This is a genomic window from Cetobacterium sp. ZOR0034 (assembly GCF_000799075.1).
Classification (GTDB): Bacteria; Fusobacteriota; Fusobacteriia; order Fusobacteriales; family Fusobacteriaceae; genus Cetobacterium_A.
On the sequence record NZ_JTLI01000009.1, the window covers coordinates 1 to 24,368 of the forward strand.

Sequence of the window (24,368 nt, forward strand, 5' to 3'; positions counted from 1 at the left end):
AATAATAGAGTGGGCTATTTCAAATAGAAAGAAAACAGTTGCATTAGCGTTCTTAACATTTATAGGAATGATGATAATAGGACCTATGTTTACTAGAACAGAGTTTATTCCAAAGCAAGACTATGGAAGATACGCTGTTGTGCTAGAACTTGAAAAGGGATTGTCAGTTGAAAGAGCTGAAGAGATAACAGAGCAAGCTGTAGAGATAGTAAAAAATAATAGCCTAACAAAAACTTATATAACTTTAGTAAAAACGGGAACAGGAATAATTAACGTTGATATTGGGCCTAAAACAGATAGAGATACGAGTATATTTGAAGTTATGGATAGTTTAAGACCGGAGTTATCTAAAATTCCTGGAATTAAATTTAACTTGAAAGACGATTATCAATCAGGTAGTGGAGACAGAGATGTTGAATTTAGAATCTCTTCTGATTCACTTGATATAGCTGAAAACATAGCAAGACAGGTACAAGAAAAAATAAGTAAAAATCCAGGAATAATAGATATAACATCTAGTATAGAAGCTGGAAATGTTGAAGCAAGAGTTGTATTAAATAGAGATAAATTAAGAGCTTATGGAATTAGTCCGTTTGATATTGGAAGAACAATAAGCTACTCATTCTTAGGTGGAAATAGATCAACAGGACAAACTCTATCTGTAAAAACAGGAACAGAAGAGATAGATGTTTTAATTAGATTACCAAAAGATGCCAGAACAAAAGTTTCAACGTTAGAGGAACTTAATGTTAGAAGTGCTGATGGTAAATTTATAAAAGTTTCTGATGTAGCTGATGTTGTAATGGCAGAAGGAGCATCGGAGATCACAAAAACAGATAAAATATTCTATGTTTCAGTATCAGCAAATGATGGTGGAATAGGATTAAGTAAAGTTCAAAGTGAAATAGTAAATGCGTTTGAAAGTACTAACCCACCAAAAGGAGTTTCTTACTCTTGGGGTGGAATGTCTCAAATGTTTAACGAAGCGATTGTACAGATGGGAATGGCTCTAGGAATATCTATATTCTTAATCTATGCAATTCTAGCATCACAATTTGAGAACTTCTTATTACCAGGAATTATTCTAGCATCAGTACCGTTAGCGATGATTGGAGTTTATGGTGGATTATTACTTACTAACTCACCATTTGATATGATGGTAATGATTGGAATAATAATGCTTGCCGGTACCGTTGTTAATAACGCGATAGTACTTATTGACTTTATTAAGATTCTAAGAGAAAGAGGTCATGAGTTGAACGATGCGGTTAGAGAATCTTGTAAAACAAGACTTAGACCAATTCTGATGACAACAATGACAACAGTTTGTGGTATGATACCGCTAGCTTTAGGATTTGGAGAAGGAGCAGAACTTTATTCAGGAATGTCAATTGCTGTTATATTCGGACTATCATTCTCAACGATACTGACTCTGGTTGTAATTCCAGTTTTATACATTATTGTTGAAGAGTTCATAGAAGGAATAAGAAGAAAGTTTTTCAATAAGAAAGCATAGTAAAATCAATGGTTCTCTGAAGTAAAATTCAGAGAACTTTTTTTATTGTGAAAATAATGGTTGAAAAAAAACGAACAGTGTGTTAGTATTAAATCAGGAAAAGTATTAAAAAACAAAAATAAATTAAAGCTTGTATAATAGTTGAAATAAGGTCAACAAGTCTCTACCTGCCACCGTAAATTGGCGGACTACAAGGATAGATTTTTGATATATGTTTTTTTGATATATTTAAAATTCAATCTTGTAGGAAATTACAGTGTAATTTCCTTTTTTTATGGACTTTTTTTGTTGACCCCAAAATAAAATAAGGGGAGTTTATTAAAGTGCTAAAATTAAAGAAAAATCAGAAACAAAAACATATAAAAAATATAATGCAAAATAAATGGAATAAGTGTGTAAAAACGCAGATTATTGAAAAGGGATAGTTGTAACCTTTTTAGTAATGTGCGTTTTTTATTTTTAAACTTTAGGGAGGAAAAAGAGTGAAAATAGGTGTAATAATGGGAAGTAAATCAGACTTACCTACAATGAACGAATGTGTGAATATATTAAAAGAGTTTGAAGTTGAACATGAGGTAAAAATAGTATCAGCTCATAGAACTCCAGAGTTAATGTTCACGTATGCTAAGGAAGCTAAAAGTAGAGGGATAGAGGTAATTATTGCTGGAGCAGGTGGAGCGGCACATCTTCCGGGAATGGTTGCAAGTTTAACGGATTTACCAGTTATTGGAGTACCTATTGAAAGTAAGACTTTAAAGGGAATAGATTCTCTGTTATCAATAGTTCAAATGCCAGGAGGAGTGCCAGTAGCCACAGTAGCTATTGGAGGAGCTAAAAATGCAGGATTGTTGGCAGTTAAAATATTATCAATAAAAGATAGCGAGTTAGCTAAAAAAGTGACGAGTTATAGAGAGAATATGGAAAGGATGATTTTAGATGAAAAAATCTAGAACAGTTGGAATCTTAGGTGGGGGACAATTAGCTAAAATGCTTTGTGACTCGGGAAAAAAGATGGGGTATGAAACAGTAATATTAGACCCGAGTTCAGATTCGTGTGGAAGATTTGGAGCGGATGAGCATATTATAGCTGAATATAATGATGAAATCGCTTTAAAGAAACTTTGTGAGGAAGCGGATGTTATAACTTATGAGTTTGAAAATGTTCCGAGTGAGGTTATAAATTTTTTAAAAAGAAATGGAGGAAATGTTCCTCAGGGTGAGAGACCATTGTATCTAAGTCAACATAGAGTAAGAGAAAAGTCAGCAGTTAACGAAATCGGAGTTAGAACAGCAGACTTTGTAGCTGTAAAAAATCTTGAAACAGCTAAAGAAGCTTTGACAAAAATTGGGGGACCTTGTATTCTTAAAACTTGTTCAGGGGGATATGATGGAAAGGGTCAGTGGAAAATACAAAATGAAGAGGATCTGCATAGTGTAGATTGGAAAAATGTAGAGTATATTTTAGAAAAGATGGTAAACTTTCAAAAAGAAGTTTCATGCTTAGTTGTTAGGGGAATAACAGGAGATGTTGTTACATTTCCAGTAGGCGAAAATATACACAAAAATGGAATTCTAAATAAAACAATAGTTCCGGCAAGAATATCAGAAAATCTTCAAAAGGAAATAGAGGAACTATCGAAACGAATTGTTGAAAAGTTAGAAATTTATGGACCACTAGGAATTGAATATTTCATAGAAGGGGACGAGGTATATTTCAATGAAATGGCCCCAAGACCTCATAACAGTGCTCATTATACACTGGATGCTTGTAACTATTCTCAATTTGATATTCACCTATTAGGGGTTTTAGGTGAGAAACTACCGGAAGTAAAACTATTAACACCGGTTGTGATGTTGAATATAATGGGTGAAGATAGAGAGAAGGTAGATAAAATAGTATTGGATGAAAATACAAAACTGCATATTTATGGAAAAACAGAGTGGAAACAAGATAGAAAGATGGGACATATAAATTATTGCGGAGAAAACATAGATAAGTTAATAGAGAAAGCTAATTCATTTTAGGGAGGATCAATGAATAAAAGAGTATTTGTTAAGAAAAAAGATGGGTTTCAAGTAGAAAGTTTAGGTGTTAAAAATGAACTTCTAGAAAATTTAAAAGAAGGAAATATCGATAGAATAGATTTATACAACGTTTATGATATTTTTAACTGTACAGATGAGGATTTAGAGCTTTTAAAAAATAAAGTTTTATCAGAGCCTGTGACAGATGATGTATATGAGGATGTTAATTTAGAAGGGAAAAGATATTTAGCAACAGAATTTTTACCAGGGCAATATGATCAAAGAGCTGATTCAGCAGAGCAATGTTTAATGCTTTTAAATAATAAAGCTGGTGTTCAAATTAAAAGTGGTAGATTATTAGTGTTCCATGGAGAGATAAATAGTTTTGAAAAAGTTAGAGAATATTTGATAAATCCAATTGAAACAAGAGAGAAAAATCTAGATACTCTAGTATTAGAAGAGAATATAGATATTGATCCAGTTCCAACTTATAACGGATTTATAGATAAAAAAGTAGAAGAGTTAGAAGCTTTTTTAAATGAACATGGATTAGCAATGACGTTAGAAGATTTGCAACATATTCAAAATTATTTTAGAAATGAAGAGAAAAGAGATCCAAAGGAAACAGAAATTAAAGTTTTAGATACTTATTGGTCAGATCACTGTAGACATACAACTTTTGAAACATACTTAAAAGATGTAAAAATAGAATGCGGAGAATTAACTGAAAATATTCAAAATGCTTTTGAAGGATATTTAAACTTAAGAAGAGAGTTGGGGAGAGAATCTAAACCTCTAACTTTAATGGATATGGCAACTATAGGTGGAAGATACTTAAGAAAAGTTGGGAAATTGGATGATTTAGAGGAATCAGAAGAGATAAATGCTTGCAGTGTAGAAGTAGATGTAGATGTGGATGGAATAACAGAAAAGTGGTTACTAATGTTTAAAAATGAGACTCACAATCACCCAACAGAGATAGAACCTTTTGGAGGAGCTAGTACTTGTGTAGGAGGAGCTATTAGAGATCCTTTATCAGGAAGAGCATATGTTTATCAAGCAATGAGAATAACTGGAGCTGGAGATATAACAGAGGGAGTTGAAAATACTTTACCAAATAAATTACCTCAAGAAAAGATATCTAAAGGAGCAGCTCATGGATACTCATCATATGGAAACCAAATAGGACTGACAACAACATTTGTAAAAGAGATTTATCACAATGGATATAAAGCTAAAAGAATGGAAGTTGGAGCTGTAGTTGGAGCTGTAAAAAAAGAATATGTAAGAAGAGAGAGTCCAGTACCAGGAGATATAGTTATTTTAATTGGTGGAAAAACAGGAAGAGATGGAGTCGGAGGAGCGACAGGATCGTCAAAAGAACATAATGAAACATCACTAACAAAATGTTCGTCTGAAGTTCAAAAAGGTAATGCGCCTGTAGAAAGAAGAATTCAAAGACTATTTAGAAACCCAGAGGTTACTAAATTGATAAAAAAATCAAATGACTTTGGTGCAGGTGGAGTGAGTGTTGCAATAGGAGAGATTGCAAGAGGAGTAGAGATAAACTTAGACACAGTACCAGTTAAATATTTAGGACTTAATGGAACTGAGTTAGCAATATCTGAATCTCAAGAGAGAATGGCTGTAGTTGTAGAAGCAAAAGATGCCCAAAGATTCCAAGAGTTAGTTAAAGCTGAAAACTTAGAGTCAGCGCTAGTTGCCGTAGTTACAGAAGAGGAAAGATTAGTAGTTAAATATAAAGATGAAACGCTTGTAGATTTATCTAGAGAGTTCTTAGATACGAACGGAGTTAGACAAAGCCAAGAGGTAAAAGTAATACCATCATCTAAAGAGAATCCATTCATAAAAAAGAGTACTTTGGATATTAAAGAAAAAGTAGCTGAAGTTTTAAATGATATGAATGTTTCTTCTCAAAGAGGAATGGTTGAGATGTTTGATGCTTCTATAGGAAGAAGTACTGTTTTAATGCCTTTTGGAGGGAAGTATCAATTGACAGAATCTGAAGGAAGCGTTCAAAAACTTCCAACAGAAGGGGTTACAAATACTTGCTCTATAATGACTTATGGATATAATCCTTTAGTGTCAGAATACTCACCATATTTAGGAGCTCAATATGCTGTAATTGAATCATTAGCAAGAATTGTTGCAATGGGAGGAAGTTATAAAAAAGCGAGACTTTCATTCCAAGAATATTTTGAAAGATTAGGTAAAGATTCAACTAGATGGGGGAAACCATTTGCGGCTTTGTTAGGTGGAATTGAAGCACAATTAGAATTCGAAACACCTGCTATTGGAGGAAAAGATAGTATGAGTGGAACGTTTAAAGATTTAGATGTCCCACCAACATTGATATCATTTGCAGTTACAACTGAGAATGTAAAACATATTATATCTCCAGAGTTTAAGAAGGCAGGAAATGAAATCTATTTAATAAAAAGTGAAAGATTAGCAGGAGACGTTCCAAACTTTGTTAAAATAAAACAAAACTTTGAAATGATTGAATCTGCTATAAAAGCAGGAAAGATTGAGTCAGCTTCAACAATAAAGTTTGGTGGAATAGCAGAAGCGGTTATTAAAATGAGTTTTGGAAATAAAATTGGAGCAAAAATCGAAATGACAGAAGGATTATTCGATTTAATGCCTGGAGATATAATAGTTGAATCTAATGAAAAGTTAGAGTTTGGAGTTTGTATAGGAGAAACTGTAGAAGAGAAAACAGTAGAATTAGCCGGAGAGAAATTCTGTATTGATAGCTTGATAGTTACATGGGAAGAAAGATATGGAAAGATATATCCATACAATGTTGAAAGTTCTGGTGAAGTAATTGAAAAACAATTTAAAACAGAAGAGCTTTTCAAGGCTAAAAAATTATACGATAAACCAAAAGTGTTAGTGACTGTTTTCCCAGGAACAAACTGTGAGTATGATACGAAGAAGGCGTTCGAAAGAGCAGGAGCTGAAGTAGAGATATATGTATTCAATAATTTGGGTGTAAATGAAATCAAGGAAAGTATAGAAACACTTTCTGAAAAGATGAAGACAGCACAAATATTTATGATTCCGGGTGGATTTAGTGCTGGAGATGAACCAGATGGATCTGGAAAGTTTATAGCAAACATACTTCAAAACCCTAAAATTAAAAACAGTATGAAAGAGTTTTTAGCTAATGATGGATTGATTTTAGGAATTTGTAATGGATTCCAAGCGTTGATAAAATCTGGATTATTACCTTATGGAGATGTGGATAGCGTTAATGAAAATTCACCTACTCTATTTAGAAATGATATAAACAGACATATATCAAGAGTTGTAAGCACAAAAATAGTTTCAAATAATTCTCCTTGGATGAGTTCATTTACTGTTGGAGAAACTCATAACATACCAGTATCACATGGAGAGGGAAAGTTTGTAGTTACAAAAGAGTTTGCAGAAGAGTTATTTAGAAATGGGCAAGTAATTACTCAATACTGTGATGAAAATGGAAATATAACAATGGATAAAGAATACAATCTGAATGGATCAACATATGCAATCGAAGGAATTGTTTCAAAGTGTGGAAGAATCTTAGGGAAAATGGGACATTCAGAGAGATATGAAAATGGATTATTAAAGAATATATCAGGAAATAAAATGCAAGATTTATTTAGCAATGGAGTTAACTATTTTAAAAAATAAAAAATTAAAAAATAAATATTTAAAGTGGGAGAGTGACCAGATGTTATTAGTAGAAGCAAATAAGTTATATGAAGGAAAAGCAAAAAAAGTTTATAGAACAGAAAATCCTAATGAAGTTATTATTTATTATAAGGATGACGCAACAGCTTTTAATAATTTAAAGAAAGGTCAAATACAAAATAAAGGGATATTAAATAGTCAAATTACAACAATAATTTATGATTATTTAAAAAAGAATGGAGTAGAAACTCATCTTATAGAAAACTTATCAGAGAGAGCACAACTTTGTAAAAAGGTTGATATAGTTCCATTAGAAGTGATTGTAAGAAATACATTAGCTGGCTCAACAGCAAAACTATTTAAAATGGAAGAGGGATTAGTTTTAGAAACTCCTATATTCGAAATTTGTTATAAAAAAGATGAGTTAGGTGATCCAATGATAAATGATTATCACGCTATGGCACTTGGACTTGCGACTAAACCTGAGTTAGAATCAATCTATTCTCAAACTAAAAAGATAAATGAACTTCTGAAAGATCTATTTGATAAAATAGGAATTGAATTAGTTGATTTCAAAATTGAGTTTGGAAGAGATTCAGAAGGAAATATAATCTTAGCTGATGAAATTTCTCCTGATTGTTGCAGACTTTGGGATAAAGAAACTAGAAAAAAGTTAGATAAGGATAGATTCAGAAGAGATTTAGGAGATGTAGAAGAGGCTTATCAAGAAGTTTTAGCAAGATTAAATAAAATAGTGGGGTAAAAATGATAAAAGAGATAGAGTATTTTTTAAGTGGAAAAATAAATGAAGAGTGTGGAGTGTTCGGAGTATTTAATGTAGAGGATGCAGCACAATTAACATACTATGGACTACACTCGTTACAACATAGAGGTCAGGAGGGAGCTGGTATAGCTTCCTCTGATGGAGAAAATATAATTAGAGAAAAAGGTGAAGGGCTGGTAACTGAAGTTTTTAACAGTGAAAGAATAGCAAAACTACCAGGTGATATGTCAATAGGACATGTAAGATATGCTACAACAGGAGGAGGAGGAATAGAAAATGTTCAACCAATACTTGTTCGTTCTCATACTGGCGATTTTGTTATTGCACACAATGGAAATATTGTAAATGCAAAAGAGTTGAAAATGCAATTAGAAGCTATGGGAAGCATTTTCCATACAACTTCGGACAGTGAAATAATAGGGCACCTTATTCAAAGAGAAGTGGGGGATTTCCACGAAAAAATACTAAAAGCATTACCAAAATTAGAGGGTGCATTCTCGTTCCTTATAATGAACAATGAAAATCTTTACGTGATAAGAGATAAAAATGGATTTAGACCATTATCGATGGGGAAATTAGAAAATGGATATGTATTTAGTTCTGAAAGCTCAGCATTTGAAATTGTAGGAGCTGAATATATAAGAGGATTAAATCCAGGAGAAGTTTTAAAAGTGTCTAGAGATTCAATAGAAAGCTCTCAGTATACAGATTGTACACAGGATAAAATGTGTTCGATGGAATATATATATTTCTCAAGACCGGATAGTAGCATCAATGGGTTAAATGTTCATACGAGTAGAAGAAGCTGTGGAAACATATTAGCAAAGGAAAGTCCAGTAGAGGCGGATATAGTAATAGGGGTACCAGATTCATCACTATCTTCAGCTATGGGGTATTCGGATTACTCAGGTATTCCTTATGAAATGGGACTTGTAAAAAATAGATATGTAGGTAGAACGTTTATAAAACCAAATCAACACCAAAGAGAGCGTGGAGTAAAGATGAAACTTTCTGCTATGGAAGCTGTTGTAAAAGATAAAAGGGTTATTTTAGTAGATGATTCAATTGTTAGAGGAACGACATCGAAGCATATAATAAAGTTATTAAAAGAAGCTGGAGCTAAAGAGGTTCATATGAGGATAGCTTCATCACCAATTATAAGTCCATGTTTCTATGGAGTAGACACGTCAACTTATAATGAGCTTATAAGTACGAAAATGTCACCAAAAGAATTAGGAGAATATATAGGTGCAGATTCATTAGCATTTTTATCACATGAAGGAATGCTAGAGGGATTAGGAAAGAACATCTGTATGGCATGTTTCACAGGAAAATATCCAACAAGTATGTTTAGTTTATTAGAAAATTTGAAGAAATAGGGGAGATAAAATTGAGTAATAAATATATGGAAGCTGGAGTAAGCTTAGAAGCAGGATATGAATCAGTAAGAAGAATAAAAAGTCATGTTGAAAGAACAAAAGTAAGAGGAGCTATAAATAGCTTGGGTGCTTTTGGTGGAATGTTTGATTTATCTGAGCTAGGAATGAAAGAACCAGTTTTAGTTAGTGGAACAGATGGTGTTGGAACTAAGTTGATGTTAGCTTTTGAAATGGATAAACATGATACGATAGGACAAGATGTTGTGGCTATGTGTGTTAATGATGTTTTAGTTCAAGGAGCTATGCCATTATATTTTTTAGATTATATAGCGGTTGGAAAAAATTACCCTGAACAGATTGAAAGTATTGTAAAAGGTGTAGCGGATGGATGTGTAGCTGCAGAGTGTGCCTTAATAGGTGGAGAAACAGCTGAAATGCCAGGAATGTATAGCGAAGGACATTATGATATTGCTGGATTTACAGTTGGAGCTGTAGAGAAAAAAGAGTTAATAACTGGAGAGGGAATAGAAGAAGGAGATATTATAGTTGGAATATCTTCTAGTGGAGTTCACTCGAATGGATTCTCTTTGGTTAGAAAGATAATTAAAGATGCTAATCTAGATTTGAAAACAGTTTATGAAGGATTCGAAAAATCTTTAGGAGAGGAGTTACTTACTCCAACAAGAATATATGTAAAAACAGTAAAAGAGGTTTTAAAATCAGTTTCTGTTAAAGGGATGTGCCATATAACAGGTGGAGGATTCTATGAAAATATTCCAAGAATAATACCTGAAGGATTAGGAGTAGAGATTGATAGCAAGAATGTAAATGAGCTAAAAATATTTAAATTTTTAGAGGAAAAAGGCGGGGTACCTAAAAAAGAGATGTTTAATGTATTTAACATGGGTGTTGGATTTATATTTGTAGTTTCAAAAAATGAAAGAGAAAATATAATCTCTAAATTGAAAGAGTTAGGGGAAAATCCTATGATTTTAGGAGAGGTTGCTAAGACATCAGGAGTAGAAATTAAATGGTAAATATAGCTGTGTTTGCTTCTGGAAACGGGGGTAACTTCCAAAGAATAGTAGAAGCTCAAAAAACGGGTGAAGGTAAAGGGTATGAAGTTAAACTTCTAATTGTCGATAAAAAAGATGCTTTTGCAATTGAAAGAGCAAAAGCCTTAAATATACCTTGCTACTTTATAGATCCAAAAGAGTTTAACACTAAAATGGAGTTTGAAGAAAAGATAATTGAGATATTGAAAAAAGAAAAAGTTGAATATATTGTGCTTGCAGGATATATGAGAATAATCTCTCCAGTATTATTAGAGGAGTTTTTCAACAAGATAATAAATATTCATCCAGCTTATTTGCCAGAATTTCCTGGCAAAGATGGGATAGGAGATGCGTTTAAAGCTGGCGTGACGAAAACGGGTGTGACAATTCATTATGTAGATAGTGGAGTTGATACAGGGGAAATAATATATCAAGAGAGAATAAAAATAGAAGAAACTTGGAGTTTAGATGATTTGAAAAAAGCAATACATGATGTAGAGCATAGAATATATCCAATGATTTTAACAAAGTTATTTAAAAAGGGAGAATAAATAGATGAAACGTGTGTTAATAAGTGTATCTGATAAAACTGGAATTGTAGATTTTACTAAAAAATTAGTTTCGTTAGGGTATGAGGTTATCTCAACAGGAGGAACTAAAAAAACGTTAGATGAGGCTGGTATAAAAACTTTAAGTATATCAGATATTACAAATTTCCCAGAGATAATGGATGGAAGAGTAAAGACGTTACATCCAAATGTTCATGGAGCTTTACTTTGCGTTAGAGATAATGTAGAGCATTTGAAAGCTTTAAAAGATAATAAGATAGATATGATAGATATGGTTGTTGTTAATCTGTATCCATTTAAAGAGACATTATCAAAAGTTGGAGTGACTCACGAGGAGTTAATAGAAAATATAGATATTGGTGGGCCAAGCATGTTGAGATCTGCTGCTAAAAACTATAAATCAGTTACGGTTGTGGTAGATCCAAAGGATTATGATGTTGTAATAGCGCAACTTGAAAAGTCGGGAGATACAGAAGCGGAAACGAGAGAAAGATTAGCTGCGAAAGTGTTCAGACATACATCGGCATATGATACTTTAATAGCAGAGTATCTAACTTCAAAAGTAAAAGAGGAGTTTCCGGAAAGTATAACTGTTACTTATGAGAAAGTTCAAGATTTAAGATATGGAGAAAATCCGCATCAAAAAGCAGGATTCTATAAAAGTAGTTTTGCAGGATATTCAATAGGAAATGCAGTTCAACTTCATGGGAAAGAGTTATCTTATAATAACATTCAAGATACAAATGCAGCTTTAGAAATTTTAAAAGAGTTTACTAAGCCAACTGTAGTAGCGGTTAAGCATATGAATCCTTGTGGAGTTGGGAGTGGAGAAAATATAGATGTAGCTTGGAATAGGGCTTATGAAGCTGATAAAATCTCTATATTTGGTGGAATTGTAGCAGCTAATTCAGTTATAACAAAAGAGGTAGCGGAAAAGTTATCTGCACTATTTTTAGAGATTGTTATAGCACCTGGATATGAAAAAGAAGCTTTACAAATAATAACTCAGAAGAAAAATATAAGAGTTATGAAATTAGAGTTGAATTCAAATATTATAAATAAAAAGAAAATTACTTCTGTTATGGATGGAGCATTAATTCAAGAGTTTGATGAGAAAAATATCTCTAAAGATGAACTTGTTTGTGTTACTGATAGAAAGCCTACGGAAGATGAAATAGAGGATTTAATCTTTAACTGGAACGTTGTTAAACATGTGAAATCGAATGCAATAGTTGTTGGAAAAGCTAATCAAACTATTGGAGTTGGTGCAGGACAGATGAATAGAGTTGGAGCTGCAAAAATAGCTTTAGAACAAGGTGGTGAAAAGTGTAATGGAGCAGTGATGGCTTCAGATGCATTCTTCCCAATGGCAGATACAGTAGAGATGGCTGCGAAATTTGGAATTAAAGCAATTATTCAACCAGGAGGATCAATAAAAGACTCCTTATCTATCGAAGAGTGCAATAAGCATGGAATAGCTATGGTATTTACAGGGGTAAGACATTTTAAACATTAATTTTTGGAGGAGTTTATGAAAGTTCTTGTAATTGGAAAAGGTGGAAGAGAGCATGCGATTGCATGGAAGGTAAAAGAGAGTCGACTAGTTAAAGAGGTATTTATAGCTCCAGGAAATGTTGGAATGGAAGAGATTGGGAAACTAGTAGATATTTCTGAAGAAAATATAGATGAACTTGCAACATTTGCACAAAACGAAAATATAGATTTGACGATAGTAGGTCCTGAAAGCGTACTTGCTTTAGGCGTTGTGGATGAGTTTGAAAAAAGAGGTCTTAAAATATTTGGACCAACTGCAGCTGCTGCAAGAATTGAATCAAGTAAAGATTTTGCGAAAGAGTTGATGAAAAAGTATAATGTTCCAACAGGAGCTTATGAAACTTTTGAAAGCTTAGAGTTAGCAAAATCATATGTTAATCAAAAAGGCGCTCCGATAGTTATAAAAGAGGATGGTTTGAAAGCTGGAAAAGGAGTAACAGTTGCCTTTACAAAAGAGGAAGCGATAGAGGCTTTAGAGATAGCATTCTCTATACCTAATAATAAAGTTGTAATAGAGGAATATTTGGATGGTTTTGAATTTTCTATTATAGCTTTAACAAATGGAGAGAGAGTAATTCCTTTAGAAGTTGCTCAAGATCATAAAAGAGCTTATGACAATGATGAAGGGCCAAATACAGGTGGAATGGGTGTGTATTCTCCAGTAGGAAAAATAGATTCGAATGTTGTAAATGAAACTTTAGAAAAAATATTAAAACCTATGGCATCTGGAATGAAACAAGATGGAATTCCGTTTAAAGGTTTTCTATTTGGTGGGATTATGTTAACCAAAGATGGAGTTAAAACTATCGAGTTTAATGCAAGATTTGGAGATCCAGAAGCAGAAGGGATTCTTCCAAGAATGAAATCTGACTTTGTTAAAGCCATATTAGATTTAATGGATGAAAAAGAGGTTAAACTAGAGTGGGATGAAAGATATACAGTGGCTGTTGTTATGGCTTCTGAAGACTACCCGAAATCATCGACAATAGGTAGTGAAATTGAAATTCCTCAAAATTTAGAATCGATAGTTTTCCATATGGGAACAAGAAAAGTAGATGGAAGATTAGAAACTAATGGTGGAAGGGTTTTATCGGTAGTAGCATACGGAAATACATTAGAAGAAGCTAAAGAAAGAGCATATTTGGATGTAAAAAAAATAAAATGCAAAAAAATGTTTTTTAGAAATGACATAGGCTCAAAAATGTGCTATAATAACGAAAATAAATAAAAAAAGACCTGCACAATACTAAAAAAAAGTGCAGGTCTTTATTTAAAATATTCAGAAAAATTGGAGGGAATAGAAAAAATGATGAATGGAAAAATAATAAAAGAAGCGATTACTTTTGATGATGTACTACTAGTTCCAGCAAAATCTGAGGTATTACCACATGAAGTTAGTTTAAAAACAAGACTTACAAAGGATATCGAATTAAATATTCCGGTCCTAAGTGCTGCAATGGATACTGTAACAGAAGGAGATTTAGCAATAGCTTTAGCTAGACAAGGTGGAATAGGATTTATTCATAAAAATATGAGTATAGAGGATCAAGCTGCTGAGGTAGATAGAGTAAAGAGAAATGAAAGCGGAATGATAAAGAATCCTGTTACTTTAACAAAAGATTCAACTGTATGGCACGCAGAAGAGATAATGAGAAAGTATAAAATTTCTGGATTACCAGTTATTGAACAAGATGGTTCTTTAATAGGAATTATTACAAACAGAGATTTAAAATATAGAAAAGATATGGATCAATTAGTTAGTGATATAATGACTAAAGAAAATTTAGTAACAGCTCCAGTAGGAACAACTTTAGAGCAAGCTAAAGATATCTTATTAGAAAATAGAATAGAGAAACTACCAATAGTAAATGACGAAGGTCAATTAAAAGGATTAATTACAATAAAGGACATCGATAATTTAGTTGAATATCCAATGGCTTGTAAAGATTCTCAAGGAAGATTAAGAGTTGGAGGAGCTGTAGGAGTTGGAGCAGATACTCTAGAAAGAGTTAAAGCTTTAGTAGATGCGGGAGTAGATATTATAACTGTAGATTCGGCTCATGGACATTCAAAAGGTGTTATGGCAAAAATAAAAGAAATCAGAGAAGCTTTCCCGACTTTAAACATAATTGGTGGAAACATAGTAACGGCAGAAGCAGCTTTAGATTTAATAGATGCAGGAGTAGATGCTGTTAAGGTAGGAGTAGGACCAGGGTCTATCTGTACAACAAGAGTTGTAGCAGGAGTAGGAGTTCCTCAATTATCAGCAGTAAATGATGTTTATGAAGTTTGTAAAACAAGAGGGATTGGAGTTATAGCAGATGGTGGAATAAAATTATCTGGAGATATGGTTAAAGCTTTAGCAGCAGGAGCTGATTGTGTAATGCTTGGTGGACTTTTAGCAGGAACGACAGAAGCACCTGGAGAAGAGATTATATATGAAGGAAGAAAGTATAAAGTATATGTTGGAATGGGATCTATGGCAGCAATGAAAAGAGGATCGAAAGACAGATACTTCCAAAATGACGCTAAGAAATTAGTTCCAGAAGGTATTGAAGGAAGAGTTGCATATAGAGGAAGCTTAAAAGATGTAGTTTTCCAAATGTGTGGAGGAGTTAGAGCTGGAATGGGATACTGTGGAACATCAACAGTTGAAGATTTAAAAGTTCATGCAAAATTTGTTAAAATAACAGGAGCAGGATTAAAAGAAAGTCATCCGCATGATATTATAATAACGAAGGAAGCACCAAATTATTCTAAATAGATATAAAATATTGACTTTGTAGGACGTATTGATTATAATGATTATAATTAAGAAACGTTTATAAGTGGCAAAGTAGAGGAAACTCTATGACGCAAAGCTATAGGGTCTTTAAAATGGCAGCCAGCTGCAATAGTCTTTGTGATTATTGCAGCTTTTTTTATTTTTTTTTTTTATTGAGGGAGGATAGATGAAGAGGTTAGTAGTTTTTTTAATGCTGTTTATTAGTTGTTTAGGTTTCTCGGAAGAGAGATTAACAATAACAGTACCTTCAAATACAACGGATATGTATTTGTATAAAGATTTAGAAAAGGGTGAATATCAAGGTGTTTACGCAGAGTTGTTAAAAAAAGTTTTAGAAGGAAAAGAGATTGAAGTTTCATTAGATAAAGAGAATAGTGACATGATGTTGAGAACTATTGAAACTTTAGATGGGAAGAAGGAATATGATTATTTGGATACTCCTATGATTTATAGGATAGGTGTTATTACAAATAAGAATTCGATGCTGTCAAACTTAGGAGAGGCTAGATATTTGAAAGCTGGATATATTCCTGGACAACATGGAATTAGAGAGATGAAAGAAAGATATAGCAATTTAACTTTAGATAAAATTGAAGTTAAGAATATTGATGAAGGATTAGAAAAATTAAAGAATGGTGAGATAGAGATTTTTATTGCACAAGATTGGTATGATAAAAATTTAGGTGATGTAGATTATAAACTTTTAGAGAATATAAGGTATAATGAACAAATAGCTATAAAAAAGAGTTTAACTGAGCTTTATGAAAAAGTGAAAAAAAGTTTAGATGAATTACCAGGTGAAGAATTTCAAGAGATTTTATCTGAAAATAGAGTGTCGTTTTATAAGTATTTGTTAAAAGATACGCCGAGTTATGAAAAAGTAACAGATAACTATAAAGAGATAAGAGTTAAATTGGGAAAAGATAAATTTATGTTGCCGTTTTATTATAAGCAGAAACAAAATTATCAGGGATTAACTATTAATATAGTTAAAGAGATTGAAAAGATAATAGGTATTCCTTTTAGTTTTGTGAAAGATGGAGAGTATGACATAGAGGGAATTGCTATCGAAAACTCTTTGGGAAGAGTAACTAAAAATTATACAAAACCTTATTATGAAATGAAATTGTCTGTGGCAAATAGAAAGTCAGATGGGTTTATTCAGAATTTATCTGATTTAGATAGGGCTAAAATTTTAGTTTTAAAAGGTGATTATAGTTATATATATTTAAAAAATATTTTGAAAAATAGTGAAATAGAAGAAGTAGAGACTTATGAAGAGGGGTTAAATAAATTATTAAATCAAGATGGAGAGTATCTGGTAGGATACTTTAATATATTGACAGGAGTAATAAGTAATAACTTTTTGGATGATAAAATAAAAGTTGCAGGGATATTAAATGATTCTTTTGGTGTTAGTTTTGGAATTAGTAAAGAGAAACAAGAGTTATCAAATTTAATTGAAACTATTTTAGAAAGTTTCACGATAGATAAAACTGTAATAGATAATAATATTTTAAAAAATTCAATAGTAACACAAAATTATAAGTTGATTTTAAAAATATCAATACCAGTAGTGATATTTATAATAATTTTAATAGTATTAATAATTAAATCTGAAAAAAATAGGAAAAAAGCAGAAGAACTAAGTTTTTCGTTGATAGAAGTGCTAGAAATGGCTAATCAATTGAATGACGAGGATACTGGAGATCATGTGAAGAGATTAGGTATGTATTCGACACTTTTATCTGAAAAAGTAAATCTGCCAAAAGAAACAAGAGAAAGTATCAAGAGATTTTCATCTTTACATGATATAGGAAAAGTTGCGATACCATCTGAAATATTAAAGAAACCATCTAAGTTAACAGAGGAAGAGTTTAAGAAAGTAAAAGAGCATGTAGAAATAGGGTATGACTTGGTAAAAAAATTGAAATTAGGAACTGTTGCAGAGAATATCGTAAGGTATCATCATGAAAAATGGGACGGTAGTGGTTATCCGTTAGGAATAAGAGGTAATGAAATTCCTTTAGAAGCTAGAATTGTTTCTATTGTGGATGTTTATGATGCTTTAAGACAAAGAAAGTTCCATAGAGATGCATTGACACATGAAGAGGCTTTAGAAGTTATAAGTAAAGATAAAGGGAAAAGTTTTGATCCAGAATTAGTTGATATTTTCCTTGGTAGTGATAAAGAGTTCGAAAAGATATATGAAGAAAATAAAGAATCTTTAGATTTAGCAACAGAATTTTATTCAGCAATAAAAAATAATAAATAGTGTTAAGAGGTGAAAAATTGAGGAGATATTTATACTTGATTCTATTTGTTTTAGTAACAGCATTATCTTTTGGTGAAGCAGAGTTGTATTTTGACGATATTCAATTTGATGAATATAGTGGTGAGGTAGAGAGGCAGAGTATAGAAAATAATACTTTGAAAATAGTTCAGGCTGTAAAAGTAGCAACTTTAGATCCTATTTATATGAAGGATCAATATTCAATAAGAACTGTGAACTATCTATACGACACATTATTTGTTTATGATACCAACGATAAAGTTGTTTCGAATCTAATAGAAACTTGGAATTGGAAAGATGATAGACTTTTAGAATTAAAAATAAGAGATGGCGTATATTTCCATAATGGTGATAAAATGTTAGCAGTAGATGTAAAAAATTCTTTTGATAGAATGCTTACTAATGGAATTTTTAAGGATTTTTTTAATGATATTCAGAATATAAGAGTTATTTCAGAAAGAGAATTAGAGATAAAACTAAAAGCAAGAAATAATCTATTTTTATCAATGTTGACATATTATATGTGCTCTATAACAAAGGTAGTTGATGGAAAAATATACGGAACAGGACCGTATAAATTAGATAAGATTACAAATAAAGAGCTCTTTTTATCTAAAAATCAAAGTTATTTTAAAAATTATAAAGGAGCAAATGAAATAGAAATTTTATCAGAGGTTAGTGATAGAAAAAGAGCACTTTTATATTTCAATGACGCTGTCGATGTAGTTTTAGATATAACACCAAAGCAGATTGATGAATGGAAAAAAGAAGGGATTATAGATAAAAGTGTTGTACTTGAAGAGAATAAGGAGTTAGACACAATTGCTATAATTTTTGGTAAAAGAAACAAAACTTTTGAAAATAGAAAAACTAGAGAAGTTCTAAATAAAATCATAAATAGAGATGAGTTGATAAAAAACATATTTACAGAAAAAGCAGCTCGAACATTTTTCCCTGAAAGTTTATTTGAAGCAAAGCTTTCTTTAATAAAAAAAAGTGAGGGAGTAGAAATAGAAACAATAGAAAATGAGTTGATAAAAAAAGAGATTGAAATAACAGTTTTAAACGATGATCTTTCTTTAAAGATAGCTAACAATTTGAAAATTCAATTAGAGAAAAAAGGAATAAAAGCCATAGTTTCACCATATCAACAAGAGGCTTATCTGATGAAAATGGAAAATCAGGACTATGAGATTGCAATATATAATATTATTTTCGATGAAAGATATTTAATATATAATTTGGGAAGAGTTATGGTTCATGATATCGGAGATAAAGGGATGTATAATGCGACACTACCATTTGTAGAAATTTTAAAAGATGAAAGACAAAAAGTAGATAGAGATAAAATATATGATAAAATAGTATCTTTGATTTCAAAGAATATTCCTTATATTCCTTTAATACATAGAGAAAGGGTTTCGATTGAAAGAGAAAGAATAAACATATAAGAAAGGAGGACTAGAATTGAAAAAAATTATAATTTTTTTAATACTCCTTAGTATTGAAATTTTTGGAGCGATAGGAACATCCACAACTAAATTATATGAGAGAAGAGAGATTGTAGGTGGAAGAACTCAAAATTTAGTGATAACAACTTCAAGAGTAAGTTTGACAGGCCTTGGAGGTATAAATAAACTATCATATGATTTTGGTAGATTGTCGGGAGATAATTTTAAAAATAAGCAAACTGGTTATTTAACGGAATCTTTAAGAATAAAGAGTTTAGAAATAAACTCTTTAATGGGAAGGGTTGATAAGGAGAGGAAAGAAATTACAGGATTTGCAGGAAATTTAGATTTGGTTGTAGTTGCGATTGTTGAGGTTAGATCAGATCAATCATTAGCAGGATTGTACCAGAGTCCGAATTTAACTTTAAATATTGTAGGCGACAAAAATAACCATGATGAAAAGATTAAAATTGATATCGATTTAGAGATAAATGTTTTGAAAAGTTTGAAAGTAAAAACTTCTGCAATGGATTTGGGAGTGGGAATTCAAGGACAAAAAATGTCTTCATCGAATGGAGCACATGGTGTTTTAGAGATAGAGGGAGAACCCAATAAAAATCTTGTTATATCTTACTCGAGAGAAGTTGATATAAAAAATCGGTCTGGTCAAGGGGTGTTGAAAGTGTTTATAACAACTCCAAATTTGGAAAATATAAAAGAAAATGATTATAGTGGAAGAATAAATGCTAACGGAAGAAGCGAAGTAAGTTTTCATGGGAGTATAAATGATACAAAAGATTCTCCACCAGGAGAATATACAGGAGAGTTAATTATAAAGGTAAGGTATGATTAATGAATAAATCAAAGATGGCTAAAATTTTGATAATAGCTATTTTTTCTATATCATTTTCTGAAGAAATTTTGTCACAAGAAGAGTATTTTCAATACGAAGAGGCTTATATAGAGATAAAAAGTAAAAGTCTTAAAGATGATTTTTTTATGGTAAGGTATGATTTTGAAAATGATGAAATATTTATTCCAATAAAAGGATTGTTTTATTTTTTAGAAATATATTCAATAAATGTTGACCTCAATCGAAAAACTTTAAGTTATCAAATTGATGATAAGAAATATAAAAATGATATAAAAACTGGAAAAAGCTTTGTGATGGATGGAGATTTGTACGTAAATCTACAGGGGGTAGAAGAGAATTTAGACTTTGGTGAACTGAATTGGTCGAGTCAAGATTTGAAGTTGACGTTTAACCCTCAGTTTACCTTGCCTTTTGAAATAAGAGAGAAAGGAAAAGTTGAGCGTCTTAGATTAAATGATAAACAGGAAAATCGGAAAGTAGATTTAGTTAAAGCAGAAAATAAAATTTTGTCCCCAGGGCTTTTGAAATTAGGTTATGCGATGAATGATTTAGCTGATTCCGAAAAACAAATAAATTTAGAATATGGAACTCAGTTTTTGTATGGAGATTTGTATGTGAATTATAACTTAGAACCCGATTCTAAGTTGAAAAACGCTAATTTAACGTACAATAACGTTTATCAAGAGAATGACTTAATAATAGGTGATTTTTATTTAAGAACACCAAATTTTTTAAATATTAACGGTTCTCTTAGAGGGATGAGTTTTGGAGAGAAGAACACATATAGTTCAACTTCAGGGAATATAACGACAATAAAAGGTGAGGCTCAAGGTGCAGATGTCATAGAGCTATATCAAAATGATGTTCTGTTAGACTATCAAAGACCGACAGAAAAGAATTTTACATTTGAGGTAAGAGACAGAAGCTACGGTGGAGATTACTCTTTAAAGATTTATTATACAAATGGACAGATTGAGAATAGAAAAGTATATACTGTAGGAGATGCTAAGATCTTAAATAAAAACCAATGGAGTTATAATATTCAAAGTGGTCAAGAAAAAGATGATGATGAAAAGGTTCAAGGGGTTGCTGAATTAAGTTTTGGAGCTACTAAAAATTTGACGCTTGGTGTGGGGTTATTAGAATTAGAATCTGAAAGTAAAAGGAAGTATAAAGTTTTAAAAAATGAAATTGTCTATAGAGTAGATTTTTCAAGTTATCCGATAATGATTAACCTTCAGAATTTTTATGAATATGAAAAAGCTGAAAATGCTTATGAGATTAGATTAAGTCAGAAAATAAAAAATTATAATTTAACTCTAAATCATTTTAGATATTCGGATTATTTGGGGTATGAAGAAAATAAAAAAGAGTATAATTCTATAGGGATATCAAGGGATTTTACAAATACAAGAATCGGAATTGGATATCAAGAAGAAGTAAAAAACAAAACTTTGAAAAAAGAAACAGGATATTATATAAGTTTGGAAAATAGAGGGTTTAGAAATTTCTCATTTTTCTTAGATGCAGAAATGAATTACATAGAGGATGATAAAAAGCGATATACGTTTAATCCAGGGGTTAGTTATGGTGGTATCTCTAAATTTACGACAATATTACAGGCGAATATAGAAGGGGAGAGTAAGTTTGAAACCGACTACTCTTTAAAATTACTTGGGAGAAGAAGTAGATTCAGAGATACGTCTATAGAATATGTTTTAAGTAGTGAATTTAAGTATAATGAGTATGATAGAGAAAGACTTTATCTAGACTTTACTGTTTATTTAGATGATTTAATCTATTTAGAACTGCCAATGTCAAGAAAAGGTGATGGTGAGTATACAGCAGGTTTAAATATTGAAAAAGTTTTTGATATGGGAGATTTAAAAAGAGATGTTCAAGATAGACAAGTAGATAATTCTTGGATCTTTGGAAAGGTTTATATTGATTCTAATGACAATGGGATTTTTGATTTAGAAGAAACGGTATTGCCAGATGTAGTTCTTATCGTAGATGGAAAGAAAGTAACATCTGATAAAAATGGAAATTATTTTGTGAATGGACTACTACCTTTAGAAAGTTATAAAATACAAGTAGATAGAAAGAGTATAGATCCGATGTTAACTCAAGTTATAGATAAAAGAGAAGTTCAGACTAAAGCTTCAATAGGAACGAAGTATGATGTAGGAGTTCAAGCTGTATCAATGGTAACTGGAAATATTTTGCCTGCAGATGGTATATCATCACAAGAACTTATAAGAATCTTGAGTATGACCAATATCGCGTTAGAAAAGGATGGCGAGTTATATCAAGAGATAGATCCTGAGTTTGATGGGATGTTCTTTTTTGAAAATGTATTACCAGGAGAATATAAAATGAAGTTTATTTACTTAGGAAGTGATAATGTTACCTTTTCAGAAGATGGACTAGATGTTCATATTGAACTTCAAGAAGAAGATGAAGGAGAATATTTTGAGGGATTTGATGTAGTTGTTAACAGAGAAGTTACAACAGAGCAATCTGAAGTTGAGTCAGAGGATGAAGATGAAGAAGGATATAATCTTGAAGATATTTTAAATAATTTTTAGAAGGAGAGAGAGCGGTTGAAGAAAAAATGGGTTATAGGATTTTTAGTTACAAACATTATGCTATTTAATCTTTCCTTTTCTAATTTAAGAAAAGAGAGTATAAATAAAAAGCAATTAAAAAATCAAATTGTATACATAATTAATGAAAAAACACCTTTTTCAGGAGAATTGATAGGTGAGGGTATAAAAGAACAATATGAAAATGGAGTGAAAAATGGAGTTTTTCACGGTTTCGTTTATGATAAGGACGAGAAATATATCTACGAAGGGAGATATATCAACGGAATAAAACATGGGGTTTGGACACTAAAGTATTTAAATGGAGAAACAAGAGCCGTAATAAAATATAACTATGATAAACCTAATGGTCAATGGACATATTTTTATAAGAATAAAAATATGGAGGAGTATGAAAATTTAGAAGATGGAATATTGCATGGGAGACTAGTTAAATACTCTGAAAAAGGAGAGTTGTTAACTAAAGTAGAATATCAACATGGGCTTTTAGATGGCGAAGCAACTTTCTTTTATAAAGGTGAGGTTTTAGAAACCTTAACTAATTTTAAGTATGGAAAGATTGAAGGGAAAATAAAAATATTTTCAGCAGATGGTTTACAGATGTTAGAAGGGGAATATAAAAATAATAGAAGAGATGGAATCTGGAAATTTTTCTATAAGACAGGAGATATTAAAACTATTGTAAACTATAATAATGGTTTAAAACATGGTGATGTTATTATATATGATAAAGCTGGATTAGTAGCTCAGAAAACAACTTTTGTTAAAGGGGATGAGGTAAATTCAGAAGGTAAAGTTATAACTAAAAATACAGAGTTAAAGGATTCAATAGTTGATAGATTTAAGAAATTTAATAGGAATTTAAAGTATGAAAAATATGATAAGTTATTAAGTGAAATGGAGTGATACAGATGAGAAAAAAGAGTTTACTAGCGATAATGTTTTTTTTAATTGCAACTATAGGTTATGCGTTTAACTTTAGTGTTGCACCTACAAGATTTGAGATAGTTTTAGATAAAGTTAATACAAATGAGATAACTTTAATTAATAACACAACATCTCCAATGAGATTGGAAAGTTTTTTAGAAAGTGCACCAGAGTATGAAAAGTATAGTTTGAACGATCATATAAAGTTATATCCCAAAATGATTGCGATTAAACCTGGTGGAAAACAAATAGTTAGATTTAGAGTTAAACCTGAAGGAGCTATGGAATCTGGAGAATATAAAAGTTATGTTGTATTTAAAGAGATACCTCTAAAAGAGGCAATAGGGGAATCTGGTAGTGGAGTTGATGCTCAAATAAAGATGATAACAGAAGTTGGAATAAGTATATACGGATATTACGGAGAGGTAAATAAAGGAACGAATATCTCAAATTTAAAGATTTCATATGACTCTAAGAGTTCAAATTTAAAAATAGTAGCGGATTCGGATTCGAAAGGAAATAGTTCGGAGTTGTTAAATCAAAAAATTGAAGTTTTAGGCGCTGGTGGTTTAGTTTCAGAAACGATTGAAGCTCAGTTTGATAGAACGAAAAGGAGTGGTAAGTCGAAATTAGAAAGTTCGATGAGAATAGAAGGTTTGAAAGGAAAAAAAGTTAGAGTTACAATTACAGATACAAATGGAAAAATAATAGAAAGAAAAACGACAGAAACATTATAGAATAAAAGGTAAAATGCATATTTAGATCGAATATGCATTTTTTTTATTATATAAGGAAACTATAGAAAAAATTTATCCAAAAAATATTGAAAAATTTGAACTCAAGGAGTAAAA

The 24,368-nt window shown here is 31.3% G+C and carries 17 protein-coding genes and 2 riboswitches; all 17 genes read left to right on the forward strand.

Features of this window, described 5'->3' with window-relative positions:
* A partial coding sequence (locus L992_RS03445; protein WP_047394441.1) for an efflux RND transporter permease subunit occupies positions 1–1,516 on the forward strand: 1,516 nt, incomplete at its 5' end.
* Positions 1,517–1,626: 110 nt separating this feature from the next.
* A riboswitch (purine riboswitch) is annotated at positions 1,627–1,727 on the forward strand.
* A gap of 271 nt (positions 1,728–1,998) precedes the next feature.
* Complete coding sequence (purE, locus tag L992_RS03450) at positions 1,999–2,466, forward strand: 5-(carboxyamino)imidazole ribonucleotide mutase (protein ID WP_366089495.1); 468 nt, start codon at positions 1,999–2,001, stop codon at positions 2,464–2,466.
* Positions 2,453–3,541, forward strand: a complete 1,089-nt coding sequence (gene purK, locus L992_RS03455) for a 5-(carboxyamino)imidazole ribonucleotide synthase (RefSeq protein ID WP_047394444.1) — start codon at positions 2,453–2,455, stop codon at positions 3,539–3,541. Before purE ends, purK begins: the two co-directional genes overlap by 14 nt.
* Before the next feature lie 9 nt (positions 3,542–3,550).
* The gene (locus L992_RS03460; protein WP_047384483.1) at positions 3,551–7,240 is read left to right on the forward strand and encodes a phosphoribosylformylglycinamidine synthase; all 3,690 of its coding nucleotides are present in this window, start codon (positions 3,551–3,553) and stop codon (positions 7,238–7,240) included.
* A gap of 40 nt (positions 7,241–7,280) precedes the next feature.
* Complete coding sequence (gene purC / locus L992_RS03465; protein ID WP_047394459.1) at positions 7,281–8,003, forward strand: phosphoribosylaminoimidazolesuccinocarboxamide synthase; 723 nt, start codon at positions 7,281–7,283, stop codon at positions 8,001–8,003.
* A 2-nt stretch (positions 8,004–8,005) separates the two neighbouring features.
* On the forward strand, positions 8,006–9,403 hold the full coding sequence (gene purF / locus L992_RS03470) for an amidophosphoribosyltransferase (RefSeq protein WP_047384481.1): 1,398 nt from the start codon (positions 8,006–8,008) through the stop codon (positions 9,401–9,403).
* Positions 9,404–9,408: 5 nt separating this feature from the next.
* Positions 9,409–10,440, forward strand: coding sequence for a phosphoribosylformylglycinamidine cyclo-ligase (purM, locus tag L992_RS03475; RefSeq protein WP_366089501.1), 1,032 nt, complete (start codon positions 9,409–9,411; stop codon positions 10,438–10,440).
* Positions 10,434–11,009: a phosphoribosylglycinamide formyltransferase gene (purN, locus tag L992_RS03480; protein ID WP_047384477.1), complete on the forward strand. Its 576-nt coding sequence runs from the start codon at positions 10,434–10,436 to the stop codon at positions 11,007–11,009. Before purM ends, purN begins: the two co-directional genes overlap by 7 nt.
* Before the next feature lie 4 nt (positions 11,010–11,013).
* Entirely contained in the window at positions 11,014–12,543 is a 1,530-nt protein-coding gene (gene purH / locus L992_RS03485; protein WP_047384475.1) for a bifunctional phosphoribosylaminoimidazolecarboxamide formyltransferase/IMP cyclohydrolase, read from the forward strand.
* Between the two features lie 15 nt (positions 12,544–12,558).
* A complete protein-coding gene (gene purD, locus L992_RS03490; RefSeq protein ID WP_047394448.1) occupies positions 12,559–13,809 on the forward strand; it encodes a phosphoribosylamine--glycine ligase in 1,251 nt (416 codons plus the stop codon).
* A 78-nt stretch (positions 13,810–13,887) separates the two neighbouring features.
* On the forward strand, positions 13,888–15,345 hold the full coding sequence (gene guaB, locus L992_RS03495) for an IMP dehydrogenase (RefSeq protein ID WP_197053378.1): 1,458 nt from the start codon (positions 13,888–13,890) through the stop codon (positions 15,343–15,345).
* A 56-nt stretch (positions 15,346–15,401) separates the two neighbouring features.
* A riboswitch (cyclic di-GMP riboswitch) is annotated at positions 15,402–15,477 on the forward strand.
* 55 nt (positions 15,478–15,532) lie between these two features.
* Complete coding sequence (locus L992_RS03500; protein WP_047384471.1) at positions 15,533–17,641, forward strand: HD domain-containing phosphohydrolase; 2,109 nt, start codon at positions 15,533–15,535, stop codon at positions 17,639–17,641.
* A gap of 35 nt (positions 17,642–17,676) precedes the next feature.
* Entirely contained in the window at positions 17,677–19,110 is a 1,434-nt protein-coding gene (locus L992_RS03505; RefSeq protein ID WP_047381003.1) for an ABC transporter substrate-binding protein, read from the forward strand.
* A gap of 16 nt (positions 19,111–19,126) precedes the next feature.
* Entirely contained in the window at positions 19,127–19,963 is an 837-nt protein-coding gene (locus tag L992_RS03510; protein WP_047394450.1) for a hypothetical protein, read from the forward strand.
* On the forward strand, positions 19,963–22,572 hold the full coding sequence (locus tag L992_RS03515; RefSeq protein ID WP_047394452.1) for a hypothetical protein: 2,610 nt from the start codon (positions 19,963–19,965) through the stop codon (positions 22,570–22,572). Before L992_RS03510 ends, L992_RS03515 begins: the two co-directional genes overlap by 1 nt.
* A 15-nt stretch (positions 22,573–22,587) precedes the next feature.
* The gene (locus L992_RS03520) at positions 22,588–23,496 is read left to right on the forward strand and encodes a toxin-antitoxin system YwqK family antitoxin (RefSeq protein WP_047381009.1); all 909 of its coding nucleotides are present in this window, start codon (positions 22,588–22,590) and stop codon (positions 23,494–23,496) included.
* Positions 23,497–23,501: 5 nt separating this feature from the next.
* On the forward strand, positions 23,502–24,254 hold the full coding sequence (locus tag L992_RS03525; RefSeq protein WP_047394455.1) for a fimbria/pilus periplasmic chaperone: 753 nt from the start codon (positions 23,502–23,504) through the stop codon (positions 24,252–24,254).
* Positions 24,255–24,368 lie beyond the last annotated feature (114 nt).

Bases quoted from the DNA above. Each gene is read 5' to 3' on its own strand.
- L992_RS03515 (WP_047394452.1), top strand. From the start codon at position 19,963: ATGAATAAATCAAAGATGGCTAAAATTTTGATAATAGCTATTTTTTCT.
- purC (WP_047394459.1), top strand. From the start codon at position 7,281: ATGTTATTAGTAGAAGCAAATAAGTTATATGAAGGAAAAGCAAAAAAA.
- purN (WP_047384477.1), top strand. From the start codon at position 10,434: ATGGTAAATATAGCTGTGTTTGCTTCTGGAAACGGGGGTAACTTCCAA.
- L992_RS03460 (WP_047384483.1), top strand. From the start codon at position 3,551: ATGAATAAAAGAGTATTTGTTAAGAAAAAAGATGGGTTTCAAGTAGAA.
- purF (WP_047384481.1), top strand. From the start codon at position 8,006: ATGATAAAAGAGATAGAGTATTTTTTAAGTGGAAAAATAAATGAAGAG.
- purH (WP_047384475.1), top strand. From the start codon at position 11,014: ATGAAACGTGTGTTAATAAGTGTATCTGATAAAACTGGAATTGTAGAT.
- purK (WP_047394444.1), top strand. From the start codon at position 2,453: ATGAAAAAATCTAGAACAGTTGGAATCTTAGGTGGGGGACAATTAGCT.
- L992_RS03500 (WP_047384471.1), top strand. From the start codon at position 15,533: ATGAAGAGGTTAGTAGTTTTTTTAATGCTGTTTATTAGTTGTTTAGGT.
- L992_RS03525 (WP_047394455.1), top strand. From the start codon at position 23,502: ATGAGAAAAAAGAGTTTACTAGCGATAATGTTTTTTTTAATTGCAACT.
- guaB (WP_197053378.1), top strand. From the start codon at position 13,888: ATGATGAATGGAAAAATAATAAAAGAAGCGATTACTTTTGATGATGTA.
- purD (WP_047394448.1), top strand. From the start codon at position 12,559: ATGAAAGTTCTTGTAATTGGAAAAGGTGGAAGAGAGCATGCGATTGCA.